At 60.1% G+C, this 20,601-nt stretch carries 21 protein-coding genes; 12 read left to right on the top strand and 9 right to left on the bottom strand.

The genetic code is table 11. The features are described from left to right. The first annotated feature begins 405 nt into the window (after window positions 1-405). The 5 genes from PYR65_RS02710 (at window position 406) to PYR65_RS02690 (ending at window position 5,311) form a co-directional block, all read left to right on the top strand. Window positions 406-909, top strand: a complete 504-nt coding sequence (locus tag PYR65_RS02710) for an invasion associated locus B family protein (protein WP_060638493.1) — start codon at window positions 406-408, stop codon at window positions 907-909. Window positions 910-1,196: 287 nt separating this feature from the next. Then, the gene (gene rlmN / locus PYR65_RS02705; RefSeq protein WP_276119803.1) at window positions 1,197-2,429 is read left to right on the top strand and encodes a 23S rRNA (adenine(2503)-C(2))-methyltransferase RlmN; all 1,233 of its coding nucleotides are present in this window, start codon (window positions 1,197-1,199) and stop codon (window positions 2,427-2,429) included. A 93-nt stretch (window positions 2,430-2,522) separates the two neighbouring features. Then, entirely contained in the window at window positions 2,523-3,476 is a 954-nt protein-coding gene (locus PYR65_RS02700; RefSeq protein ID WP_060638495.1) for an ABC transporter substrate-binding protein, read from the top strand. Window positions 3,477-3,641: 165 nt separating this feature from the next. Further along, window positions 3,642-4,520 carry an ABC transporter permease gene (locus PYR65_RS02695; RefSeq protein ID WP_060638496.1) on the top strand — a complete coding sequence of 293 codons (879 nt, stop codon included), beginning with the start codon at window positions 3,642-3,644 and terminating at the stop codon, window positions 4,518-4,520. Then, a complete protein-coding gene (locus PYR65_RS02690) occupies window positions 4,517-5,311 on the top strand; it encodes an ABC transporter ATP-binding protein (RefSeq protein WP_276119802.1) in 795 nt (264 codons plus the stop codon). Before PYR65_RS02695 ends, PYR65_RS02690 begins: the two co-directional genes overlap by 4 nt. 6 nt (window positions 5,312-5,317) lie before the next feature. On the opposite strand, the gene PYR65_RS02685 is transcribed toward PYR65_RS02690, so the two are convergent. Beyond that, window positions 5,318-5,959, bottom strand: a complete 642-nt coding sequence (locus PYR65_RS02685; RefSeq protein WP_060638498.1) for a LysE family translocator — start codon at window positions 5,957-5,959, stop codon at window positions 5,318-5,320. A 195-nt stretch (window positions 5,960-6,154) separates the two neighbouring features. On the opposite strand from PYR65_RS02685, the gene PYR65_RS02680 reads away from it, so the two are divergent. After that, a complete protein-coding gene (locus PYR65_RS02680) occupies window positions 6,155-6,604 on the top strand; it encodes a BA14K family protein (protein ID WP_060638499.1) in 450 nt (149 codons plus the stop codon). A gap of 257 nt (window positions 6,605-6,861) precedes the next feature. Further along, complete coding sequence (locus PYR65_RS02675; RefSeq protein WP_060638654.1) at window positions 6,862-8,079, top strand: argininosuccinate synthase; 1,218 nt, start codon at window positions 6,862-6,864, stop codon at window positions 8,077-8,079. A gap of 216 nt (window positions 8,080-8,295) precedes the next feature. Here the strand turns inward: PYR65_RS02675 and PYR65_RS02670 are convergent, their stop codons facing one another. Both PYR65_RS02670 and PYR65_RS02665 read right to left on the bottom strand, forming a co-directional pair. Beyond that, a complete protein-coding gene (locus PYR65_RS02670; RefSeq protein ID WP_276119801.1) occupies window positions 8,296-9,501 on the bottom strand; it encodes a multidrug effflux MFS transporter in 1,206 nt (401 codons plus the stop codon). Between the two features lie 8 nt (window positions 9,502-9,509). Continuing rightward, on the bottom strand, window positions 9,510-9,989 hold the full coding sequence (locus PYR65_RS02665; RefSeq protein ID WP_276119800.1) for a MarR family winged helix-turn-helix transcriptional regulator: 480 nt from the start codon (window positions 9,987-9,989) through the stop codon (window positions 9,510-9,512). Window positions 9,990-10,233: 244 nt separating this feature from the next. Between PYR65_RS02665 and PYR65_RS02660 the strand changes: the two genes are divergently transcribed. The 3 genes from PYR65_RS02660 to PYR65_RS02650 all read left to right on the top strand — a co-directional run bounded on the left by PYR65_RS02660 (window position 10,234) and on the right by PYR65_RS02650 (window position 13,459). Beyond that, window positions 10,234-10,497, top strand: coding sequence for a hypothetical protein (locus PYR65_RS02660; protein WP_276119799.1), 264 nt, complete (start codon window positions 10,234-10,236; stop codon window positions 10,495-10,497). A gap of 118 nt (window positions 10,498-10,615) precedes the next feature. Next, the gene (locus tag PYR65_RS02655) at window positions 10,616-11,257 is read left to right on the top strand and encodes a LysE family translocator (protein ID WP_276119798.1); all 642 of its coding nucleotides are present in this window, start codon (window positions 10,616-10,618) and stop codon (window positions 11,255-11,257) included. Between the two features lie 114 nt (window positions 11,258-11,371). After that, complete coding sequence (locus PYR65_RS02650; protein ID WP_276119797.1) at window positions 11,372-13,459, top strand: M3 family metallopeptidase; 2,088 nt, start codon at window positions 11,372-11,374, stop codon at window positions 13,457-13,459. A gap of 4 nt (window positions 13,460-13,463) precedes the next feature. On the opposite strand, the gene PYR65_RS02645 is transcribed toward PYR65_RS02650, so the two are convergent. Then, the gene (locus PYR65_RS02645; RefSeq protein WP_276119796.1) at window positions 13,464-13,820 is read right to left on the bottom strand and encodes a type II toxin-antitoxin system RelE/ParE family toxin; all 357 of its coding nucleotides are present in this window, start codon (window positions 13,818-13,820) and stop codon (window positions 13,464-13,466) included. A 1-nt stretch (window position 13,821) separates the two neighbouring features. Then, on the bottom strand, window positions 13,822-14,073 hold the full coding sequence (locus tag PYR65_RS02640; RefSeq protein WP_276119795.1) for a ribbon-helix-helix domain-containing protein: 252 nt from the start codon (window positions 14,071-14,073) through the stop codon (window positions 13,822-13,824). A gap of 196 nt (window positions 14,074-14,269) precedes the next feature. Here PYR65_RS02640 and PYR65_RS02635 point away from each other — a divergent pair, with 196 nt between their 5' ends. Beyond that, on the top strand, window positions 14,270-15,832 hold the full coding sequence (locus tag PYR65_RS02635; RefSeq protein WP_276119794.1) for an alkaline phosphatase D family protein: 1,563 nt from the start codon (window positions 14,270-14,272) through the stop codon (window positions 15,830-15,832). Between the two features lie 137 nt (window positions 15,833-15,969). Then, window positions 15,970-17,799 (top strand): translational GTPase TypA, encoded by a 1,830-nt coding sequence (gene typA, locus PYR65_RS02630; protein ID WP_060638506.1) that lies wholly within the window; start codon window positions 15,970-15,972, stop codon window positions 17,797-17,799. Window positions 17,800-17,884: 85 nt separating this feature from the next. On the opposite strand, the gene gfa is transcribed toward typA, so the two are convergent. The 4 genes from gfa to PYR65_RS02610 all read right to left on the bottom strand — a co-directional run bounded on the left by gfa (window position 17,885) and on the right by PYR65_RS02610 (window position 20,597). Then, window positions 17,885-18,460, bottom strand: a complete 576-nt coding sequence (gfa, locus tag PYR65_RS02625) for an S-(hydroxymethyl)glutathione synthase (RefSeq protein ID WP_276119793.1) — start codon at window positions 18,458-18,460, stop codon at window positions 17,885-17,887. A gap of 204 nt (window positions 18,461-18,664) precedes the next feature. Continuing rightward, window positions 18,665-19,234, bottom strand: a complete 570-nt coding sequence (locus tag PYR65_RS02620) for a CarD family transcriptional regulator (RefSeq protein ID WP_037097139.1) — start codon at window positions 19,232-19,234, stop codon at window positions 18,665-18,667. 407 nt (window positions 19,235-19,641) lie between these two features. Further along, window positions 19,642-19,980, bottom strand: a complete 339-nt coding sequence (gene fdxA / locus PYR65_RS02615) for a ferredoxin FdxA (protein ID WP_060638507.1) — start codon at window positions 19,978-19,980, stop codon at window positions 19,642-19,644. Window positions 19,981-20,183: 203 nt separating this feature from the next. Further along, entirely contained in the window at window positions 20,184-20,597 is a 414-nt protein-coding gene (locus PYR65_RS02610) for an RNA-binding S4 domain-containing protein (protein ID WP_276119792.1), read from the bottom strand. Between the last annotated feature and the right edge of the window lie 4 nt (window positions 20,598-20,601).

Here is a 20,601-nt window from a genome sequence, read left to right as displayed (position 1 = left end):
TGCACCAGAGGTACAGCGCTTTTGCCAAAGGTCAAACTCTTGCCTGATTCTTTGTGACATAAAACGAACGCCGGGCACGCGTCGGCTGATCGGGCAGCTGCCCGGCAAGCGAAACGTGCATGGCGGACGGAATTCGGGAATTTTTCCGAAGCACCCGTTCTCTGGGGTTTTCGTACACCGTGGATCAAGGCAGGCTCGCAGAGTTCAGGCGCGTTATCGAAGCCTTGAAACCGGAGCGGGGTTTGCGCCGTACTTTGTTCCATATTAAAGCGGATAGCGCAGTAAGTTCAGGGAATGTTGACGGTTTAGTAACCTGAATTAAGTCAAAATAAATCAAATCGTGACCAAGCGTTGCCCGGCTGATGCTGATCGGGCTTTGGGCGCTCAAGAAACCGGCAGGACAAGATGTTTGTAAGAAAGCTCAACCTCGCACTCGCACTCGTGCTGGCATTTGCCGGCGTTGCTTCGGCCCAGTCGCCGACCCGCATTCAGCAGTTCAATGCCTGGGGCGCCTATTCCTATCAGGCCGGCGCCGGCAAGGTCTGCTATGTGCTGTCGGTTCCGAAGGAAAAGAGCCCGGCCAATGTCGATCACGGCGATATCTTCTTCCTCGTGTCGCAGCGTCCCGGCCAGAACATTTCCTACGAACCGCAGGCGATGATGGGCTATCCGCTGCAGGAAAACTCCAAGGTTACCGTCACCATCGACGCGAAGAACTTCACGATGTTCACCAAGGGCAACTCCGCCTGGGTGGAGAACGCTGCGGAAGAACCGGCCCTGGTTGCCGCAATGAAGACCGGCAAGGCGATGTCGATTGCCGCAAAGTCCCGCAAGGGCACGCCGACGGCCTATTCCTATTCGCTCTCGGGCATTTCGGCTGCACTGAAGCAGATCGAAAACTGCAAGTAAGCGCAGCCAGACACCATCATTATCGCAAAAGGCCGGTTCATCCGGCCTTTTGGCGTTGACGCCGTCGTCTTTTTGCAGATCTGCCCTGAGGCGCCGGAGGGTGACGCCGGGCGAAAACCGTGCTAAAGGCCCGCTTGACGATAGCTGCGTGGATCGTTGACGACCCCGGGGTATCTGGCAATCCCGATGCGCGGCAAACGAATTCTGATCTCAGCATTGACGCAACCGGCTACAGGCAAAAGCGCTTGAACGGGCCTTGCGCATCGCAAACATGGGAAATGGCGAGAATGGCCGCGACTGAAGCACTCGATCTGGACCGTCCCGTCAAGGCAGCTGTCCGCACGGCAATCGCAGCCGAAAAGCCGACGCTGATCGGTCTTTCGCGCGAAGACATGGGCAAGGCGCTCGCCGATGTCGGCGTTCCCGCAAAGCAGGTCAAGATGCGCTCCAGCCAGCTCTGGAACTGGCTCTATGTGCGCGGCGTTTCCGATTTCGACCACATGACCAATGTGTCGAAGGACATGCGCGAGCTTCTGAAGAAGCATTTCACCATCGCCCGGCCTGAAATCGTCGAGGAGCAGATCTCCACCGACGGTACCCGCAAATGGCTCCTACGCTTTCCGCCGCGCGGTGCCGGCCGTCCCGTCGAGATTGAAACGGTCTATATCCCCGAGGAAGGCCGCGGCACGCTGTGCGTTTCCAGCCAGGTCGGTTGCACGCTGACCTGTTCCTTCTGTCATACCGGCACCCAGAAGCTGGTGCGCAATCTGACGGCCGAGGAAATCCTTTCGCAGCTGCTGCTTGCCCGCGACCGGCTCGGCGATTTCCCGGACCGCGACACGCCGGTCGGCACCGTCGTCCCCAATGAGGGCCGCAAGGTCACCAATATGGTGATGATGGGCATGGGCGAGCCGCTCTACAATTTCGAAAACGTCAAGACTGCACTGCTGATCGCGACCGATGGCGACGGCCTGTCGCTGTCGAAGCGCCGCGTCACGCTATCGACCTCTGGCATCGTTCCGGAAATCTTTCGCACCGGCGAGGAAATCGGCGTCATGCTGGCGATCTCGCTGCATGCGGTGAAGGACGACCTGCGCGATATGCTGGTGCCGATCAACAAGAAGTATCCGCTGAAGGACTTGCTTGACGCCTGCCGGAAATATCCGGGCCTGTCGAATGCCCGCCGCATCACCTTCGAATATGTCATGCTCGAAGGCGTCAACGACACGCTGGAAGATGCCAAGGAACTGGTGCGCCTGCTGAAGGGCATTCCGGCGAAGATCAACCTGATCCCGTTCAATCCCTGGCCGGGCACGAACTACCAGTGTTCGAAATGGGAGCAGATCGAGAAATTTGCCGATTTCATCAATGCGGCCGGCTATGCCTCGCCGATCCGCACACCGCGCGGCCGCGACATTCTCGCCGCCTGCGGCCAGCTGAAATCCGATTCCGAGCGCATGCGCAAGGTCGACCGCATGGCGTTCGAGGCGATGATGATTGCCAATCACGGTGAGGATTGATCAGCAAATTTGATGGATGCTGGTCCGCAATTCGATTGATTTAAACCTCGAGCCTTCCTAAGACTGCCTAAAAATCAGTCTTGGAGGACACCCATGCGTTCGCTTCTCATCGCCCTGGCGGCAACTGCCGCCCTTACCCTGCCCGCCCGTGCGGAAGATGTCACGGTTGCGGTTACCGCGATCGTCGAGCATCCGGCGCTCGATGCCGTGCGTGACGGGGTCAAGGAAACCCTCGCCGCTGCCGGCTACAAGGAAGGCGAGAACCTCAAGTTCCTCTACGAATCCGCGCAGGGCAACCCGGCAACCGCAGCCCAGATCGCCCGCCAGTTTGCCGGTGAGGCACCGAATGTGATCGTGCCGATCTCGACCCCATCGGCCCAGGCCGTCGTCTCCTCGACGCGCGACATCCCGGTCGTCTTCACCGCCGTGTCCGACCCGCTCGGCGCGCAGCTGATCAAGGACATGGACAAGCCCGGCGGCAACGTCACCGGCCTGTCCGACCTGTCGCCAGTTGCCGAACATGTGGCGCTGATCAAGGAAATCCTGCCGAACGTGAAGTCGATCGGCTATCTCTACAATTCCGGCGAGGCAAACTCCGTATCGCTGCTCGCCGTTTTGAAGACTGAAGCCGAAAAGGCCGGCCTGACGGTGGTTGAATCGGCTGCGACCAAGTCGGCCGAAGTCCAGGGTGCTGCCCGCGCACTGGTCGGCCGTGCCGACGTCATTTACATCCCCACCGACAACACGATCATTTCGGCGCTCGAAGGTGCTGTAGCCGTGGCCGTCGAAGCCAAGCTGCCGCTGTTCACCGCCGATACCGATTCCGTATCGCGCGGCGCCGTGGCCGCCCTCGGCTTCAACTATCACGATGTCGGTAAGCAGACCGGCGATATCGTCGTTCGCATCCTGAAGGGTGAAAACCCCGGCGATATCGCCGTCAAGGTTGCCGCCGGCACCGACCTAGTCATCAACAAGGGTTCAGCTGCCAAGATGGGCGTGACCTTCCCGCAAAGCGTTCTTGACCGCGCCACCCGCGTTGTCGAATAACGCCAAGCCACCCGAAATTTGCACAATCCGATTGATTTTGAGCCGCCCTCCTTCCATACGGGGGCGGTTCATTTGTAAAAAAGACCTGGGTTAGGCGGCGCGCCTTGCAAAGCGCCTGAGTGCCGCAGCGGGTTTGAAGACGTAAAAAGAAGAGGACCGACAGCGGTGAGCCAAATTGCCTTCTGGGGAGCAGTCGAGCTTGGGCTCGTCTATGCCTTCGTCGCCATCGGTGTATTCCTTGCCTTCCGCGTGCTCGATTTTCCCGATCTGACCGTGGACGGCTCCTTTCCGCTCGGCGCCGCCGTTGCAGCCGTCCTGATCATCGCCGGCGTCAATCCCTGGCTGGCCTCGGGCGTTGCCATGATCGCTGGCGCGGCTGCAGGCATCGTCACCGCCATCCTCAACGTCCGCTTCCGCATTCTCAATCTGCTCGCTTCGATCCTGACGATGATTGCGCTGTTCTCCGTCAATCTACGGGTCATGGGCAAGCCGAATGTCGCGCTGATCAATGCCGACACGATGCTGTCTCCCTTTTTCGGCCTCGGTCTGCGGGACTTTTACGTGCGGCCTCTGTTCATTGGCCTTCTCGTCATCGTCGCCGTCATTGCCGTCTGGCGCTTCCTTGAAAGCGATGCCGGTCTTGCCATGCGGGCAACCGGCGCCAATGCGCGCATGGCAAGGGCGCAAGGGGTTGATACCAGCCGCCAGATCTATCTCGGCATGGCGCTCTCCAACGCGCTGGTTGCGCTTGGCGGCGCGCTGTTTGCCCAGACCAACGGCTTTGCCGATGTCACCTCGGGTGTCGGCACCATCGTCGTCGGCCTAGCGGCCGTCATCATCGGCGAAACGCTGCTGGGAGCGCGCGGCATCCTGATCGCGCTGATCGGCTGTGTGCTCGGCTCGATCCTCTATCGCATCGCCATCCAGCTGGCGCTCTCCACCGATATCCTGGGCCTGCAGGCCTCCGACCTCAATCTAGTCACCGCAGCGCTTGTCACGGTCGCCCTCGTCCTTCCCCGCCTGCGCCGCGGAGGTGCCGCATGATCAAGCTCGACAATATCCAGGTGATCTTCGGCAAGGGAACGCCGCTGCAGAAGCAGGCGCTGAACGGCGTCAGCCTGACCATCGAGGAAGGCACCTTCGTGACCGTCATCGGCTCCAATGGTGCGGGCAAATCCACCGTGCTCGGGGTTCTCGCCGGTGACGTCATTCCGGCGTCGGGCCAGGTGACCATCGGCAATACAGACGTGACCCGCAAGGGCACGGCCGCCCGCGCCGGGCTCGTTGCCCGTGTCTTTCAGGATCCGCTGGCGGGAAGCTGCGGCGCCCTGTCGATCGAGGAAAACCTGGCGCTGGCCGCACGGCGCGGCGAAAGCCGGGGGCTGACACGGGCCCTTGGCCCCAAGCGCCGCGAACATTTCCGCGACCGCATCGCCGAGCTCAACCTTGGCCTTGAAAACCGCATGCGCGACCGGATGGACCTGCTCTCCGGCGGCCAGCGGCAGGCGGTTTCGCTGGTCATGGCGACGCTCGCCGGTTCCGAAGTCCTGCTGCTCGACGAGCATACCGCAGCGCTCGATCCCGGCATGGCCGAATTCATCATGAACCTCACCCAGAAGATCGTCTCCGAGCGCAAGCTGACGGCTTTAATGGTGACCCACTCGATGCGCCAGGCGCTCGATTTCGGTCACCGCACTATCATGTTGCATGCGGGCGAAGTGGTGCTCGACGTCTCCGGCGACAGCCGCAAGACGCTGCAGGTCGAAGATCTCATCGCCATGTTCCGCAAGATTCGCGGCCAGACGCTGGATGACGATGCGCTGCTGATCGGCTGATCCTGTTCAGCGCGTCTGCGTGAACAGGATTTTCACCGCAAAGATCGAAAAGACGCCGGCAAACGTGTAGTCGATGCCGCGCATGACGCTTTTGCGGCGCTGCAGCCAGCCGGACAGGCCATCGGCCGTCAGGATGACCAGCACATTGACCGGCATCGCCGCCACGATGAAGAAAAAGCCGAGGAACAGCAGCTTCTGCGTTACGGCCGGATCATGGGCGGTGACGAACTGCGGCAGGAAGGTCATAAAGAAGATGATGACTTTCGGGTTGAGCAGATTGACCCAGAGCCCGGTGGATATATTGGCCAGCGCCGAGGCACCGGTGTCATCCACCTTCTTGACCGTCAGCGTCGATCCATAGCGGATCGCCTGCACCGCCAGCCAGAACAGATAGGCGGCACCGCCTGTCTTCAGGATCATGAAGGCTGTCGGCGAAGCCGTGATCAGCGCCGAGATCCCGAAGGCGACCAGGAGCGTGTGTACGACGCAGCCAAGGCTGGTTCCGACGACAACGAAAAAGGCGGCGGCCTTTCCCTGGCTCAGCGCCCGGCTGATCGACAGCGTCATATCCGGACCCGGCGTCGCCGCGAGCAGCAGCGTCGCTGCGGTGAAAGCCAGAAGTGTCGGCAGGCTCGGCAGGAAATCCATCTTTCAATCCTATGGAAGGTTCACGCATTCGGTGGATCAGCAAACATTGAATGACTGAAATGGCCCCTGAAAGCAATTCTGCTTTTCCGCACCCATAACGCTGTCCAGACAACCAATCCGATCACCAAATGGTGAAGACGGCGACGGAACGAAATTCAAGCCTATCCGTTCTTGTGGTGAAACGAGGAAACATTCATGAGAAAACTTGCAGTACTCTTCATCTCCGCCGTCACAGCTTTGACCAGCTTTGCGCCTGCCCAGGCATTTCCGTCCGCGCCGGTAAAGGCTGCGACGGCTCAGACAGATATCGTGCAGGTGCGCGACCATCGTGAGCGCCGGATCATCCGCAACAATCACCGCCGCCACGGCTGGGACCGTAACCGTCATAGCAACCGCTGGGACCGCCGCCACAACAACCGTCACGGCTACTACCGCAACGACTATCGCCGTCACCGGAATAACAATGCCGGTGCCATTATCGGTGGCCTGGCCGCTGGTGCCATCATCGGCGGTGCCATCGCATCGCAGCCGCGCTATTCGAATGGCAACTCGCACACCCAGTCCTGCTATGCACGTTACCGCTCGTACCGCGCTTACGACAATACCTACCAGCCAAATTACGGCCCGCGCCGTCAGTGCAGGTAACAGTTTGCAGGAGGGGCGATAGCCACACCGCAGACAACAATTGTTCGATCAAGCCCGCTGCCCCTTTGGGACGGCGGGCTTTCCGTTTTTCAAATCCTTTGAAAATGCAGAATGGCGAGGCGTGAGTCCTCCTCGAGATGCCGCCCGCGCAATTCTGGCCGCGAAAGGCTTGCACGCACCGGCAATCTCGCTAAAAGTGCCGCAGAATTTTCTTGGGCGCGATCCCGCGTCTTTTCGGACAAGACGGACAGACAAACATGGCAAAGCAAGTGAAAAAGGTCGTTCTCGCCTATTCCGGCGGTCTCGACACCTCGATCATCCTGAAATGGCTGCAGACCGAACTCGGCGCTGAAGTCGTCACCTTCACCGCCGACCTCGGCCAGGGCGAAGAGCTGGAGCCGGCCCGCAAGAAGGCTGAGATGATGGGCATCAAGGATATCTATATCCGCGATGTGCGCGAGGAATTCGTGAAGGATTTCGTCTTCCCGATGTTCCGCGCCAATGCCGTCTATGAAGGCGTCTATCTGCTCGGCACCTCGATCGCCCGTCCACTGATTTCCAAGCACCTGATCGATATCGCCCGCGAAACCGGCGCCGATGCGATTGCGCATGGTGCGACCGGCAAGGGTAATGACCAGGTCCGTTTCGAGCTTTCGGCCTATGCGCTGAACCCTGACATCAAGATCATCGCCCCCTGGCGCGACTGGTCGTTCAAGAGCCGCACCGACCTGCTCGCCTTTGCCGAACAGCATCAGATCCCGGTTGCCAAGGACAAGATGGGCGAGGCGCCGTTCTCCGTCGATGCCAACCTGTTGCACTCCTCCTCCGAAGGCAAGGTTCTCGAGGACCCGGCCGTCGAAGCGCCGAACTACGTTTACATGCGCACGATTTCGCCGGAAGAAGCGCCGGATGTGGCGACCACCGTCAAGATCGGCTTCCGCAAGGGTGATGCCGTTTCGATCGATGGCAAGGAAATGAGCCCCGCCTCGATCCTGACCGCACTCAACGCGCTCGGCCGCGACAACGGCATCGGCCGCCTCGATCTCGTCGAAAACCGCTTCGTCGGCATGAAGTCGCGCGGCGTCTACGAGACCCCCGGCGGCACGATCCTGCTCACGGCCCACCGCGCCATCGAATCGATCACGCTCGACCGGGGTGCGGCCCACCTCAAGGACGACATCATGCCGCGCTATGCCGAGCTGATCTATTACGGCTTCTGGTTCTCGCCCGAACGCGAAATGCTGCAGGCACTGATCGACAAGAGCCAGGATCATGTCGAGGGCGAAGTGACGCTGAAGCTCTACAAGGGCAATGTCATGGTCACCGGCCGCGAAAGCAACAAGTCGCTCTATTCCGACAAGCTGGTCACCTTCGAGGACGACCAGGGCGCCTACGACCAGAAGGACGCCGCCGGCTTCATCAAGCTCAACGCACTGCGCCTGCGCACACTGGCCGCCCGCAACCGCGACAAGTAACAGCCGGCTGATCCGTATTTCGAGGGCCCGCTTCCGCAAGGAGGCGGGCTTTTTTCGTTGGTACCCTCACCGCTCCGTCATGCTCGGACCTGACCCGAGCATCCACCCGCCACGTCCGACGCCGGAGCGAGGATCCTCGGGTCGAGCCCGAGGATGACTCAAGAGGGGCCGGCAACCCATGGCCCATCGAGGGACCTTGAAACAACGCCGGCTTCCTTACTCGTCCTGCGTCCTGTCCGTATCCAGAACCTGCCGCCGCGTCGCATGTTGAAACCAGGCATAGCTGGCAACCGACGTGAACAGCATCGCCGGGATGATCACACCGAAGGCGGTGAGGGGGGTGCCGAGGAGGGCGGCCGCGAGGCCGCCGAGAAAGCCGCCGGCCATCTGGATGAACCCCATCATCGCCGATGCGGAGCCGGCAATATGCGGGAAGGAATGCAAAGCCGCCGTGGTCATATGCGGTGTCAAAAAAGCGATGCCGAAGCTGGAAAACGCAACCGGCAGCATGACCGACAGATAGCTCGGCGCGACGAAAAGCACGGACAATATGATCAGCAGTCCGCCGGTGGCACACAGGGCAAGCCCTGCGCGAACCGATCCTTCGCCGCCAAGTTTTGCAGCCGTCAGCCTCAGACAGACCGAGCCTGAAAAATAGCAGCCGCTCTGCATCAGCATGCCGATCCCGAAAGCCGTTGGCGTCATGCCGACTTTGTCGATCAGGATGAAGGACAGCATCGTTGACTGCGCATAGAGCGCGCCGACCGAACCGCCAAGCACGATGGCAGCGGCGACGAAACGGGAATCGCGGATGAGGTCGCCATAGGCCGAGAGAAGCGGCCCTGGCCGCGCGCGGCGTGGATCCGGCGTGGTGGTCTCGCGCATGAAGACGAGGACGGCGGCGATGGCGATCAGACCGAAACCAACCAGCAGGAAGAAAATAGCCTGCCAGCCGAAGGCCGCGAGCGCCAGCCCGCCGATGGTCGGCGCCATGGCCGGGCCGATGGCCAGCATGATGCCGATCAGGTTCATGATCCGCGACGCCTCGGCACCGGTAAATTGATCGCGCACGATGGCGCGTGCAACGGTGATCCCCACGGACGCGCCAATCCCCTGGATCAGCCGCCCGGCCAGCAGCCAATCGACGGTGGGCGCAAACGCGCAGATGAGGCTGCCCATAAGATTGATGCCGACGAAAGCGACCGTCGCCCGCTTGCGGCCAAACGCATCCGACATCGGTCCGGCAATCAGTTGCGCCACCGAGAAGCCACCGAAATAGACCGACAGCGTCAGCTTGATCATCGATTCCGTGGTGGCGAAGGCCTTTACCAGTTCGGGCATGGCCGGTGTGTAGATCGACATGGAGATGGGCCCAAGGGTCGCCAGCAAGGCACCGAGCATGCTGGTGCGCCGTTCGCTCATCCGCAGGTTCATTCGCCGATACTTTTCTTGTCGGAGGAGACGCAGCGGTCGAGCTGGTGCAAGTTTTCGCGCAGGCCCTTGAGGCTCGCGCGCAACGCTTCGCGGCCCTGCGCACCGAGCCCCGACGTGACCTGGTCCATCAGGGTGCGGACCTCGCTGCGAAGAGCGAGAAGCAAGGGATCCGCCGCATCGGTGACGACGACATTCTTTGCCCGGCGATCACCGGGATCCGGCACCCGCTCCACCAGCCCGAGCGCTTCCAGACGATCGAGATAGGTGGAGAGCGTCATCGGTTCGATGCCCATCCGCACCGCAATGTCGGCCTGCTTGATGCCTTCGGTCGCCGCCACCTGGATCAGCGCCCTCGCCTCGCCCGGCGTCACGCCAAGAGCCGATGCCGTGATGCAGCGATCGAAAGCGCCGCGCAAAAGCCGGGACACATCGGTGAGCAACATGCCGATCGTATCGGTTTCCAATCTGACCGGCATGGGAACTCGCCTTTTAGGATATCGTAAGCATTACTTATCAAGCGCGAGATAGTCCGGCAAGACCCGGAAAACGCCGCTTAAATATGCGAATTACGTAATAAATCGATCACGAAAATATCAACTAAAAGCACGGGTTATGACAACCGCGTGCATCGCGCATGCGTGAATTGAACGTGTCCGCGCTGCAGGCGCAGAGTTCGTTGCGGGAGCAATGATGCTCCCCGCATTCACTGGGAGAGAAACTATGTTCAAGATGATTTTTGCAACCGCCGCGCTGGTTGCCAGCCTGTCGGCCCCGGCCTTTGCCGCCGGCATGATGGCCTGCGACGACGCCTCGATCATGAAGACAGAGGAAATGGCCAAGGGCATGACCGATCCGATGAAAAAAGATCAGATGATGATGGCCATGAAGGAAGTCGACAGCGCCAAGATGGCGATGAAGGATGGCAAGACGAGCGACTGCTCCATGCATCTCGACAATGCCATGAAGGCAACCGAAGCCAAGTAGATCGCCGCCTTTCGCGCGGGGCAGAGCCTTGCCTGGCCCTGCCCCGCACCTTTCCTTGGGCATCTTGACGGAATCACCTGCGCAGGGTCGAATGTGCTTTCACGCGCGAGGAGATTCCATGACGCAGACCCTGCTTTTCGGCGCCTTCCTGGCCGCCCTCCTTTATGTCCTCATTCCCGGTCCGGCCTTTCTGGCGCTGCTTGGCATCGGTGCCGGACAGGGCCGCAAGGCGGGTGCAATGTTCATGGGCGGACATCTGGCCGGTGACCTGCTCTGGTCGTCGCTGGCGCTCGTCGCGATCGTCGGCGCCAAGACGATCGGCAGCACGGTGTTCGACATTCTCGGCCTCTTCTGCGGCTTCTATCTCGCCTGGATCGGCTGGAACGCGCTGCGGGCCAAACCGCGCGGCGAAAACCAGCCGCTGATCAGCGTCGAGCGGCCCTACCGGCGCGGCCTGATTTTCGGCCTGACCAATCCGAAGGGCTATCCGGTGGCGCTGGCGACCTTCACGGCGCTGCTTGCCGGTTCTTCCAATGCGCTGGATTTTCATGCGCTGCCGGCGCTGCTTGCCGTTTCCTTCCTCGGGTTTCTGGTTGCCGATATCATTCTGATCGGCATCATCGGCGCGTCTGTGGTGCGGCGTTTCTACCGCCGCCATGAACTGGCAATCGTGCGGCTCTCCGGCGTCCTGTTCATGGGCTTTGCCGTGCAGGCCATCTGGCATGCAGCACCCGGACTTTTAGGCCTGCGCAAGCCTTGACCGGCGGCTCGCAAACGCCCACCTGACACTCTGAATATTTCCAAAATCGCTGCCAGCAAATGTGGGCGGCACCCGCCACCTGCGGGATAGACCGGACTGCGAAAGGACTGCCTTATGACATCGAGCCCCGCGCTGAACCCCGCCATCACCGACTGGAACGGCCCGGAGGGGCTGCCGCGCTTCGAAGCGGTCAGCGACAGCGATTTTGCAGCGTCCTTCGAGGCGGCCCTTTCCGGCCACGAAACCGAAATCGCTGCCATCGCCAACAATCCGCAACCTGCCACGTTTGAAAACACCATCGTCGCCCTTGAGACCGCAGGCGAAGCGCTGTCGCGGGTTTCCTCGCTGTTCTGGAACCGCGCCGGCGCCCACACCAACGATACGATCCAGGCGCTGGAACGGGATATTTCGCCGAAGATGTCGCGGCACTATTCCAAGATCGGCATGAATGCCGCGCTGTTTCAGCGCATCGACACGCTCTGGGAGACGCGTGAAGCGCTTGGGCTTGATCTTGAGCAGACACGGGTGCTGGAGCGCCACTGGAAGGGTTTTGTCAAATCCGGCGCCAAGCTGCCGAAGCCGGAACAGGAACAACTGGCGGGGATCAACGAAAAGCTCGCAGGTCTCAGCACCCAGTTCGGCCAGAACGTTCTGGCCGACGAGAAGGGGTGGTCGCTCATTCTGTCCGATGGCCCGGAACTTGACGGCCTTCCGGATTTCCTCAAGGACGCCATGGCTTCGGCGGCCCGCGAACGCGGCGAGGACGGCAAATATGCCGTGACCCTGTCGCGTTCGATCATCGAGCCCTTCCTGACTTTCTCTGAACGCCGTGATCTCCGCGAACAGGCCTTCAAGGCATGGGTTGCGCGCGGCGAAAATCCCGGCGAGACCGACAATCGCGGTGTCATCCGGGAAACGCTGGCACTGCGCAGCGACGTCGCCAAACTGCTGGGCTATGGCAATTTCGCCGAAATGAAGCTCGACAACACCATGGCCAAGACCCCGGCCGCGGTGAACGGCCTGCTGCGCGCGGTCTGGGCGAAAGCTGTGACGCGGGCCCGCGAGGAAGAGGCCGATATTGCCGGCCTGATCGCAGAAGACGGCAAAAATCACGACGTCATGCCCTGGGACTGGCGCTTTTATTCGGAACGCATCCGCGCGCAAAAATTCAACTTTTCCGAAGCAGAGCTAAAGCCCTATCTGCAGCTCGAAAAGATCATCGAGGCCTGCTTTGATGTGGCCAACCGGCTGTTCGGCATCCTCGCGATCGAAAAGAAGGGCATCACCGCCTATCACCCGGATGTGCGCGTCTTTGAAATCCGCGATGCCCAGGACAAGCTTGTCGCTCTCTTCCTCGGTGATTATTTTGCCCGTTCCTCGAAGCGCTCCGGCGCCTGGATGAGCGCGTTCCAGTCGCAGCACAAGCTGCCGCTGAAAAACGGGAAGACCGGCGAACTGCCGATCATCTACAATGTCTGCAACTTTGCCAAACCGGCGGAGGGAAAGCCGGCGCTGCTGTCGCTCGACGATGCCCGCACGCTCTTCCACGAATTCGGCCATGCCCTGCATGGCATGCTCTCGGATGTGACCTACCCGTCCGTCTCCGGCACCTCGGTGTCGCGCGACTTCGTCGAGTTGCCCTCGCAGCTCTACGAACACTGGCTGACGGTACCGGCGATCCTCAGGCAATATGCCGTGCATGTCGAGACCGGCGAACCGATGCCGCAGGCGCTGCTCGACAAGGTTCTGGCCGCCCGAACCTTCAATGCCGGGTTCAACACGGTGGAATTCACCTCGTCGGCGATCGTCGATATGGAATTCCACACCCGTGGTCCGATCGACGACCCGATGGCGGTTCAAGCGGAAATCCTCAGCGAACTCGGCATCCCGAAATCACTGGTCATGCGCCACGCCGCGCCACACTTCCAGCACATCTTCGCCGGCGGCTATTCGGCCGGCTATTATTCCTACATGTGGTCGGAAGTGCTCGATGCCGACGCCTTCGCCGCCTTCGAGGAAACCGGCGATGCCTTTAATACGGCCATGGCCAAAAAGCTGAAAGACCACATCTATTCCGTCGGCGGCTCGATCGACCCGGAAGATGCCTACAAGGCCTTTCGGGGCAAACTGCCTAGCCCGGATGCGATGCTGGCGAAAAAGGGGCTGGCGGTCACGGAGGAGCTGTCGGGCTCCGACGCCTGACCGGCTAAAAATCGTCAAGCTTGCCTGACAAACCCATCAAATCCTCGTGCAGCCGCACGGGGATATCCATCCGGTCATGCAGGATGACTATCACGCCTATCTTGCCGCTCGGGAGTTCGCGAAAAAACAGATAGTGCCGTTTGTATCGGCTGAAGAACACCTGGGCTTTCAGATCGGCCGGCACAGCGAGAGCACTGGGCAAACGGCGCCACAGGGCCTTGGTCTGAGACAATGTCTGCAGATGGGCATAGAGACCTTTGATATAGCTCACCGCTTGGGCTTCGCCCCACTGAACAACAGTGTCTTTCCAGATGCGGTCCTGCGCGGCGTCGGCAGGAGGATAGAAAAGATATCCGCTCATTCTACCGGCTTGTATTGCGCCGGATGACGTCTTCGGCCGAAACAGCGGCAAACTCGCTTTCGTCGGCCCTCAATCCTAGCTCCAGTTTTTTCTGCAGCCAGTCCCAAGCCTCCGTCCGGCTTTGCAGATCACGGCGGATCAGCGCGCGGATATATTCGCTGGCATTTTCATAAAGGCCGTCCTGGCCGATCTGTTGCTGGACATGATCCTGCAGGGGGCCTGTGACCCGGACGTGAATGCTTTCGGACGCCATGCTCGTCTCCCAATGCGACCGTTAGGATGGCGCGCGTGCTGAATATTGTCAATATTCGGCACAAAATTGCCCCGCGTCACGGAACTGTCGCCAACCGTTGGAATAGATTCATCCAACTGTAAACGAACTGACATCGCTTTCGCCAAAGGTCCGCCTCGGGTTTCGCGTGATTCCCGTGACGGTACCGGAGGCCGATTTGGTCGATATTCAGGATACGCTGACCCGCCGCTCCTTCCTTGTGTCTGCAGGGGCTGCCGGGTTTGCCGCCACATCGGTTCTTGCCACGCCATTTTATTCACGAGGCTACGGCAGGCCGTCCTTCACGCATGGTGTCCAGTCCGGCGATGTCGATACGAAATCCGGGATGATCTGGACACGGGCCGACCGGCCCTCGCGCATAGCGGTCGAATATTCGACCACCGAGAGTTTCTCTTCGCCCGTCCGCCTGCCCTCGATCGATGCGCTGCCCAAAAGTGATTACACGGTGAAATGTGCGCTCGACCATCTCTTACCTGATCAGGACATCTTCTACCGCTTCACCGCGACCGATCTCTATGACAGCAACAGCGTTTCCGAACCGGTTATCGGCCGGTTCCGCACCGCGCCGCTGCGCCGCCGCTCGGTGCGTTTCGTCTGGTCGGGCGATACAGCAGGCCAGGGCTGGGGCATCGACGATATAGGCATGAAGACCTATTCGACCATGCAGCTGCACGAGCCGGATTTCTTCATTCATTCCGGCGATACGATCTATGCCGACAACCCGATCCCCGATGAAATTCCGCTCCGCGACGGCACCATCTGGAAAAACCGGATCGTCACCCCGGAAAAGCGCGAGGTGGCCCGCACGCTTGAGGAATATCGTGGCCAGTGGAAATACAATCTTCTCGACGATCACGTCCGCGCGCTGAACGCCACATGCCCGACCTTTTACCAATGGGACGATCATGAGGTTTTGAACAACTGGTCGCCGTCGACCGATCTGCGCGACGATCCCCGTTATCTGGACAAGGACGTCTCCGTCTATGCCGCCCGCGCCATGCAGGCCTTCCAGGAGATGACGCCGATCCGCGCCTTTCCGGCCCAGCCTGGCCGCATCTTCCGCAAGATCCCCTATGGCCGGCTGCTCGATGTCTTCTTCGTTGATCTGCGCTCCTATCGCGAAGCCAATCAGGGCGGCGGCAATGAGCTTTTCGGCTGGCAGCAGGCGGATTGGTTGAAGCGGGAGCTGGCGGCCTCGAAAGCCACCTGGAAGGTGATCGCTTGCGATATGCCGATCGGCCTTGTCGTCTGGGACGATTTTGCCAACAGGCAGGGCTCCGATGCGATCGCCAATGGCGACAACGGTCTGCCAACAGGCCGCGAAAAGGAATTTGCCGATATCCTCACCTTCATCCGTGACAATGCCATTCAGAATACCGTCTGGCTGACGGCGGATGTGCATTATACCGCCGCCCATCACTACGACCCCTCCCGTGCCGCCTTCAAGGACTTCCTGCCGTTCTGGGAATTCGTCTCCGGTCCACTGCACTCGGGCACCTATGGGCCCAAGGAACTGGACATGACCTTTGGTCCGCAGGTGCGCTTCATGAAGGCCGCCGGCAGCGGTATCGACCAGAATCTGCCGCCGTCTGCCGGCCTGCAATTCTTCGGCCTTGTCGATATTAACGGCCAGACGGAACAGATGACGGTCCGGCTGATGGATCGGGACGATCACGAGTTGTGGCAGATCACCCTCGATCCCGCCGGGAATTCGGTATGAAACATCGGCCGGATTCACTCTCTCTCAAGACTTTGCCGCCTTCCCCCCTTTCGCAAATGCAAAAAAACCTGTATGAGCCGCGCAATTGAAGATGCGGCGTTCATCACATACGCCCCGAAACCTCCGAGTATTCACACATGAAAATGCGCAACATCGCGATCATCGCACACGTTGACCATGGGAAAACCACGCTCGTCGACGAACTTTTGAAGCAGTCGGGTTCGTTCCGCGACAACCAGCGCACGACCGAGCGCATGATGGATTCGAACGACCTCGAAAAAGAGCGCGGCATCACCATTCTGGCCAAGGCCACTTCGATCGAGTGGAAGGGCGTGCGCATCAACATCGTCGACACCCCCGGCCACGCCGACTTCGGTGGTGAAGTCGAGCGTATCCTGTCGATGGTCGATGGCGCGATCGTTCTGGTCGATAGCTCGGAAGGCCCGATGCCGCAGACCAAGTTCGTGGTCTCCAAGGCCCTGAAGGTCGGCCTTCGCCCGATCGTCGCGATCAACAAGATCGACCGCCCGGACGGCCGCCATGAAGAAGTCATCAACGAGGTCTTCGACCTCTTTGCAAACCTGGATGCGACCGACGAACAGCTCGACTTCCCGATCCTCTACGGTTCGGGCCGCAACGGCTGGATGAACGTCAATCCGGAAGGTCCGAAGGAAGAGGGCCTCGCACCGCTTCTCGACCTCGTTCTCAAGCACGTTCCCGAGCCGAGCGTCGGCGAGGAAGACGGCGCGTTCCGCATGATCGGCACGATCCTGGAAGCCAACCCCTTCCTTGGCCGCATCATCACCGGCCGTATCCATTCCGGTTCGATCAAGCCGAACCAGGCCGTCAAGGTTCTCGGCCAGGACGGCAAGCTGATTGAAAACGGCCGTATCTCCAAGATTCTCGCGTTCCGCGGCATCGAGCGTACGCCGATCGACGAAGCGCATGCGGGCGACATCGTCGCCATCGCTGGCCTGTCCAAGGGCACGGTCGCCGACACGTTCTGCGACCCCTCGGTCACGGAAGCGCTGCATGCCCAGCCGATCGACCCGCCGACCGTCACCATGTCCTTCATCGTCAATGACAGCCCGCTTGCCGGCACCGAAGGCGACAAGGTAACAAGCCGCGTCATCCGTGACCGCCTGTTTAAGGAAGCTGAAGGCAACGTCGCGCTGAAGATCGAAGAAGCCGAAGGCAAGGATTCGTTCTACGTGTCCGGCCGTGGCGAATTGCAGCTGGCCGTTCTCATCGAGACCATGCGCCGCGAAGGTTTCGAACTTGCCGTATCGCGTCCGCGCGTCGTCATGCACAAGGACGAAGCCACAGGCCAGATGCTGGAGCCGGTCGAAGAAGTCGTCATCGACGTCGATGAGGAATATTCCGGCGTCGTCGTCCAGAAGATGTCCGAGCGCAAGGCTGAAATGGCCGAGCTTCGTCCGTCCGGTGGCAACCGCGTTCGCCTGAAGTTCTTTGCTCCGACCCGTGGCCTGATCGGCTACCAGTCGGAACTGATGACCGACACGCGCGGCACGGCGATCATGAACCGTCTGTTCCACGAATATCAGCCTTACAAGGGCGATATCGGCGGCCGCGTTCAGGGCGTTCTGCTCTCCAACGACGCTGGCGAATCCGTTGCCTACGCCATGTTCAACCTGGAAGACCGCGGCCCGATGATCATCGATGTCGGCGAGAAGGTCTATGCCGGCATGATCATCGGCATCCACACGCGTGACAACGATCTGGAAGTCAACGTGCTGAAGGGCAAGAAGCTCACCAACATGCGCGCCTCCGGCAAGGACGAAGCCGTCAAGCTGACCCCACCGATCCGCATGACGCTTGACCGTGCACTCTCCTGGATCCAGGACGACGAATTGGTCGAAGTGACGCCGAAGAACATCCGCCTGCGCAAGATGTACCTCGACTCGAACGACCGCAAGCGTTTCGAAAAGTCGCGCGGCGCTGCATAAGCAGACCGTTTAAAACAATGAAAAAGGGCGCAGCGATATCGATCGCTGCGCCCTTTTTCGTTCAAGCCGGTTGCCTATGGGCAGATCAGGATTTCAACACACCGCTCTTCTTCGCGGTCCAGGTGGCAATATAGTCCATCAGCGCATTGTTCAGGCAATCGGATGGCGTCAGGCCGAGTTCGCTCAGGCGGCCCCGGATGGCCGGCATATCATCGGGATCGGTACCGGCTTCGATGATGGACGAGACGAAAGCGGCAAAGCCGGGCGGCGACCAGCCGTCGGTATCGAAACGTTCCGGGTGAATGAAGTCCAGCCCCTGGAACGGATGCTCGCGTTCCACCGGGCCATACATGTGCACGCCGCAGCCTTTGCAGGCATGTCGCTGGATCAGTGCCGACGTATCGACGACTTCAAGTTTGTCGCCGTTTTCAAGCACCGTGATCTTGTCATGCGGAACGACCGCAACGACCGAAAATGTCGCCCCGGCCGGTTTCCAGCATTTGGTGCAGCCGCAGGCGTGGTTATGGGCGACGTCCCCTTCAATTTTGACGCGTACAGGCTTGTCAGCGCAGGCGCAGACCAGAACGCCACCGGAGAAGCCGGTCGCTGCCCTGGGCACGCCTTGGTCGAGCAGGGGATGCAGAGAAACGGTAGCAGGCATGTTTTCCTCCCATGCCGGTTTACACAATCCCGCCTCCCGTGCCGGCAGATCGCGGCAAGGCGTTTCCATCAGCATATCACGATGTTAAGAAGAGTCTCCTGGCACGCCCCGCCGGAAACGATGACAGACCCTGCCACAAGATACAAAAAAGCCCCGTCATTGCTGACAGGGCTTTTGAGATGAAAGCAGTGCTTGAAGAAAGGCTTACGCAGCTTCTTCCTGCGCTTCGTCTTCTTCGATGGCCTTGCCGCGCTTCGGACCCTTGTTGAGGTTCGTTTCAACGAGACGGACAGCTTCGGTTTCCGACATCTTGTTTACGGCTGCGATTTCGCGCGCCATGCGGTCAAGCGCAGCTTCATAGAGCTGACGTTCGGAATAGGACTGCTCCGGCTGGTTTTCAGCACGATAGAGGTCGCGAACGACTTCGGCGATCGAGATCAGGTCACCGGAATTGATCTTGGCATCATATTCCTGCGCGCGGCGCGACCACATGGTCCGCTTGACGCGTGCCCTGCCCTGGACGACCTTCAATGCACGTTCGACGAAATCGGTCTCGGAGAGCTTGCGCATGCCAATGGAAACGGCTTTTGCGACCGGTACCTTGAGACGCATCTTGTCCTTTTCGAAATCGATCACAAACAGTTCGAGCGACATGCCCGCAACCACCTGGTCTTCGATAGCAACGATTTGTCCAACGCCATGAGCCGGGTAAACGATCGATTCACCGGTCTTGAATCCATGGCGTGTTGAAGATTTTTTCTGCTGGGTCGTCATTCGTTTCAAAAACTCCCTGTTACGCTCCCGGCTGCGAGCCGGGGCCGGGTCAGTCAGGCCCGGGATGGACGGGGGCACCGTCGGGTGACTCCATGCTGATCCGTTCCAACGGTCATCAAATCGATCTTCTGCGGAGCGATCACACACAAGCAACTGCCGTTGCGTATTTGGGGTCAGCCGCGCAGTGGGATTGTTTTGCTTTCGTGATGGTTTTTCGGGCACACGCAAGTGCCACGATGTGGATCAGTTTTTAGACCCTATCATAAAAAACTGCGGAAATCAATAATTTGCTTTACAACGGCCATCAAGGCCAACCAGCCCTGCACGGACATGGTTAAGCCATGATTCCCCAAATTTCGCCATCTTTTACAGCCGGGAATCGACCGGCCGGCAGACACTCGCCCGCGTCAGTCGCCCGTGCCGGGCTTCGGCGAAAAGTATTTCTCGTACTTGCCTTCTTCGCCGTCCATTTCCTTGGCTTCCGGCATCTCATCACGCTTGACGGTGATATTCGGCCATTGTGTGGCGAAGTCGGCATTGACCTTAAGCCACATGTCGAGGCCCGGTTCGGTATCGGGCTTGATGGCGCCTGCCGGACATTCCGGCTCGCAGACACCACAGTCGATGCACTCGTCGGGATGAATGACCAGGAAATTTTCGCCCTCGTAGAAGCAGTCCACCGGGCACACTTCAACGCAATCGGTATATTTGCAGCGTATGCAATTGTCGGTCACGACATACGTCATGAGGTACTCCAGCGATTTCTCACATTGACGGCAGACAGGAACCTGAGAAGAGGCCCGCTTGTCCGCATCGGTTCGGGGATACCAGCCCGCCAACGCCTCTCGCGACGCAACATGGCTGCTCATTTACCCCGTGAGGTAAAGGCTTTGCGGGGGCTTTGCAAGAATAATCCATGCGCCAAACGGCCCCCTGGCGGGACAGTTTTCTATTCCTCGTCCCAACCCTGCTTGAGCCTGTCGACGTCGCGGCGTTCCTTCTTGGTCGGCCGGCCGCTGCCGCGCTCGCGGGTTGCCTGCTCGAAGGCATTCTGTTTTTCACCGGGAACGGCTGCGGGCGTCAGATCCTCGTAGAGCAGGCGGGCTTCTTCATAGGGGCCGCGCCGCACACCGGGGAGGAGAACGCGCACGATCGTGTCGCGCCGGTCCAGCGAAACGGCGACGATATCACCAGCTTTCACAGCATGGGATGGCTGGGTGATCCTGGCATCGTTGACCCGGATATCACCGGACTCGATCGCCTTCTGGGCGATCGAGCGTGATTTTTGCAGGCGCGTGAAGAACAGCCATTTGTCGAGACGCTGGCGCAGAACCGGCAGGGATTGAGGCGGCTTTTCACCCATACGC

This window comes from Pararhizobium qamdonense (assembly GCF_029277445.1).
GTDB classification, from domain to species: Bacteria; Pseudomonadota; Alphaproteobacteria; order Rhizobiales; family Rhizobiaceae; genus Pararhizobium; species Pararhizobium qamdonense.
The sequence above is the reverse complement of the archived record's forward strand: the minus strand, read 5'-3'. Positions and strand labels throughout refer to the sequence as shown.

What these genes read in the sequence shown, in the direction of transcription:
- PYR65_RS02670 (WP_276119801.1), bottom strand. Translation starts at nt 9,501, where the DNA reads ATGAGCGAACGGCGCACCAGCATGCTCGGTGCCTTGCTGGCGACCCTT.
- typA (WP_060638506.1), top strand. Translation starts at nt 15,970, where the DNA reads ATGAAAATGCGCAACATCGCGATCATCGCACACGTTGACCATGGGAAA.
- PYR65_RS02645 (WP_276119796.1), bottom strand. Translation starts at nt 13,820, where the DNA reads ATGAGCGGATATCTTTTCTATCCTCCTGCCGACGCCGCGCAGGACCGC.
- PYR65_RS02685 (WP_060638498.1), bottom strand. Translation starts at nt 5,959, where the DNA reads ATGGATTTCCTGCCGAGCCTGCCGACACTTCTGGCTTTCACCGCAGCG.
- PYR65_RS02710 (WP_060638493.1), top strand. Translation starts at nt 406, where the DNA reads ATGTTTGTAAGAAAGCTCAACCTCGCACTCGCACTCGTGCTGGCATTT.
- PYR65_RS02650 (WP_276119797.1), top strand. Translation starts at nt 11,372, where the DNA reads ATGACATCGAGCCCCGCGCTGAACCCCGCCATCACCGACTGGAACGGC.
- PYR65_RS02680 (WP_060638499.1), top strand. Translation starts at nt 6,155, where the DNA reads ATGAGAAAACTTGCAGTACTCTTCATCTCCGCCGTCACAGCTTTGACC.
- PYR65_RS02690 (WP_276119802.1), top strand. Translation starts at nt 4,517, where the DNA reads ATGATCAAGCTCGACAATATCCAGGTGATCTTCGGCAAGGGAACGCCG.
- fdxA (WP_060638507.1), bottom strand. Translation starts at nt 19,980, where the DNA reads ATGACGTATGTCGTGACCGACAATTGCATACGCTGCAAATATACCGAT.
- PYR65_RS02665 (WP_276119800.1), bottom strand. Translation starts at nt 9,989, where the DNA reads ATGCCGGTCAGATTGGAAACCGATACGATCGGCATGTTGCTCACCGAT.
- PYR65_RS02660 (WP_276119799.1), top strand. Translation starts at nt 10,234, where the DNA reads ATGTTCAAGATGATTTTTGCAACCGCCGCGCTGGTTGCCAGCCTGTCG.
- PYR65_RS02640 (WP_276119795.1), bottom strand. Translation starts at nt 14,073, where the DNA reads ATGGCGTCCGAAAGCATTCACGTCCGGGTCACAGGCCCCCTGCAGGAT.
- gfa (WP_276119793.1), bottom strand. Translation starts at nt 18,460, where the DNA reads ATGCCTGCTACCGTTTCTCTGCATCCCCTGCTCGACCAAGGCGTGCCC.
- PYR65_RS02610 (WP_276119792.1), bottom strand. Translation starts at nt 20,597, where the DNA reads ATGGGTGAAAAGCCGCCTCAATCCCTGCCGGTTCTGCGCCAGCGTCTC.
- rlmN (WP_276119803.1), top strand. Translation starts at nt 1,197, where the DNA reads ATGGCCGCGACTGAAGCACTCGATCTGGACCGTCCCGTCAAGGCAGCT.
- PYR65_RS02700 (WP_060638495.1), top strand. Translation starts at nt 2,523, where the DNA reads ATGCGTTCGCTTCTCATCGCCCTGGCGGCAACTGCCGCCCTTACCCTG.
- PYR65_RS02655 (WP_276119798.1), top strand. Translation starts at nt 10,616, where the DNA reads ATGACGCAGACCCTGCTTTTCGGCGCCTTCCTGGCCGCCCTCCTTTAT.
- PYR65_RS02620 (WP_037097139.1), bottom strand. Translation starts at nt 19,234, where the DNA reads ATGACGACCCAGCAGAAAAAATCTTCAACACGCCATGGATTCAAGACC.
- PYR65_RS02675 (WP_060638654.1), top strand. Translation starts at nt 6,862, where the DNA reads ATGGCAAAGCAAGTGAAAAAGGTCGTTCTCGCCTATTCCGGCGGTCTC.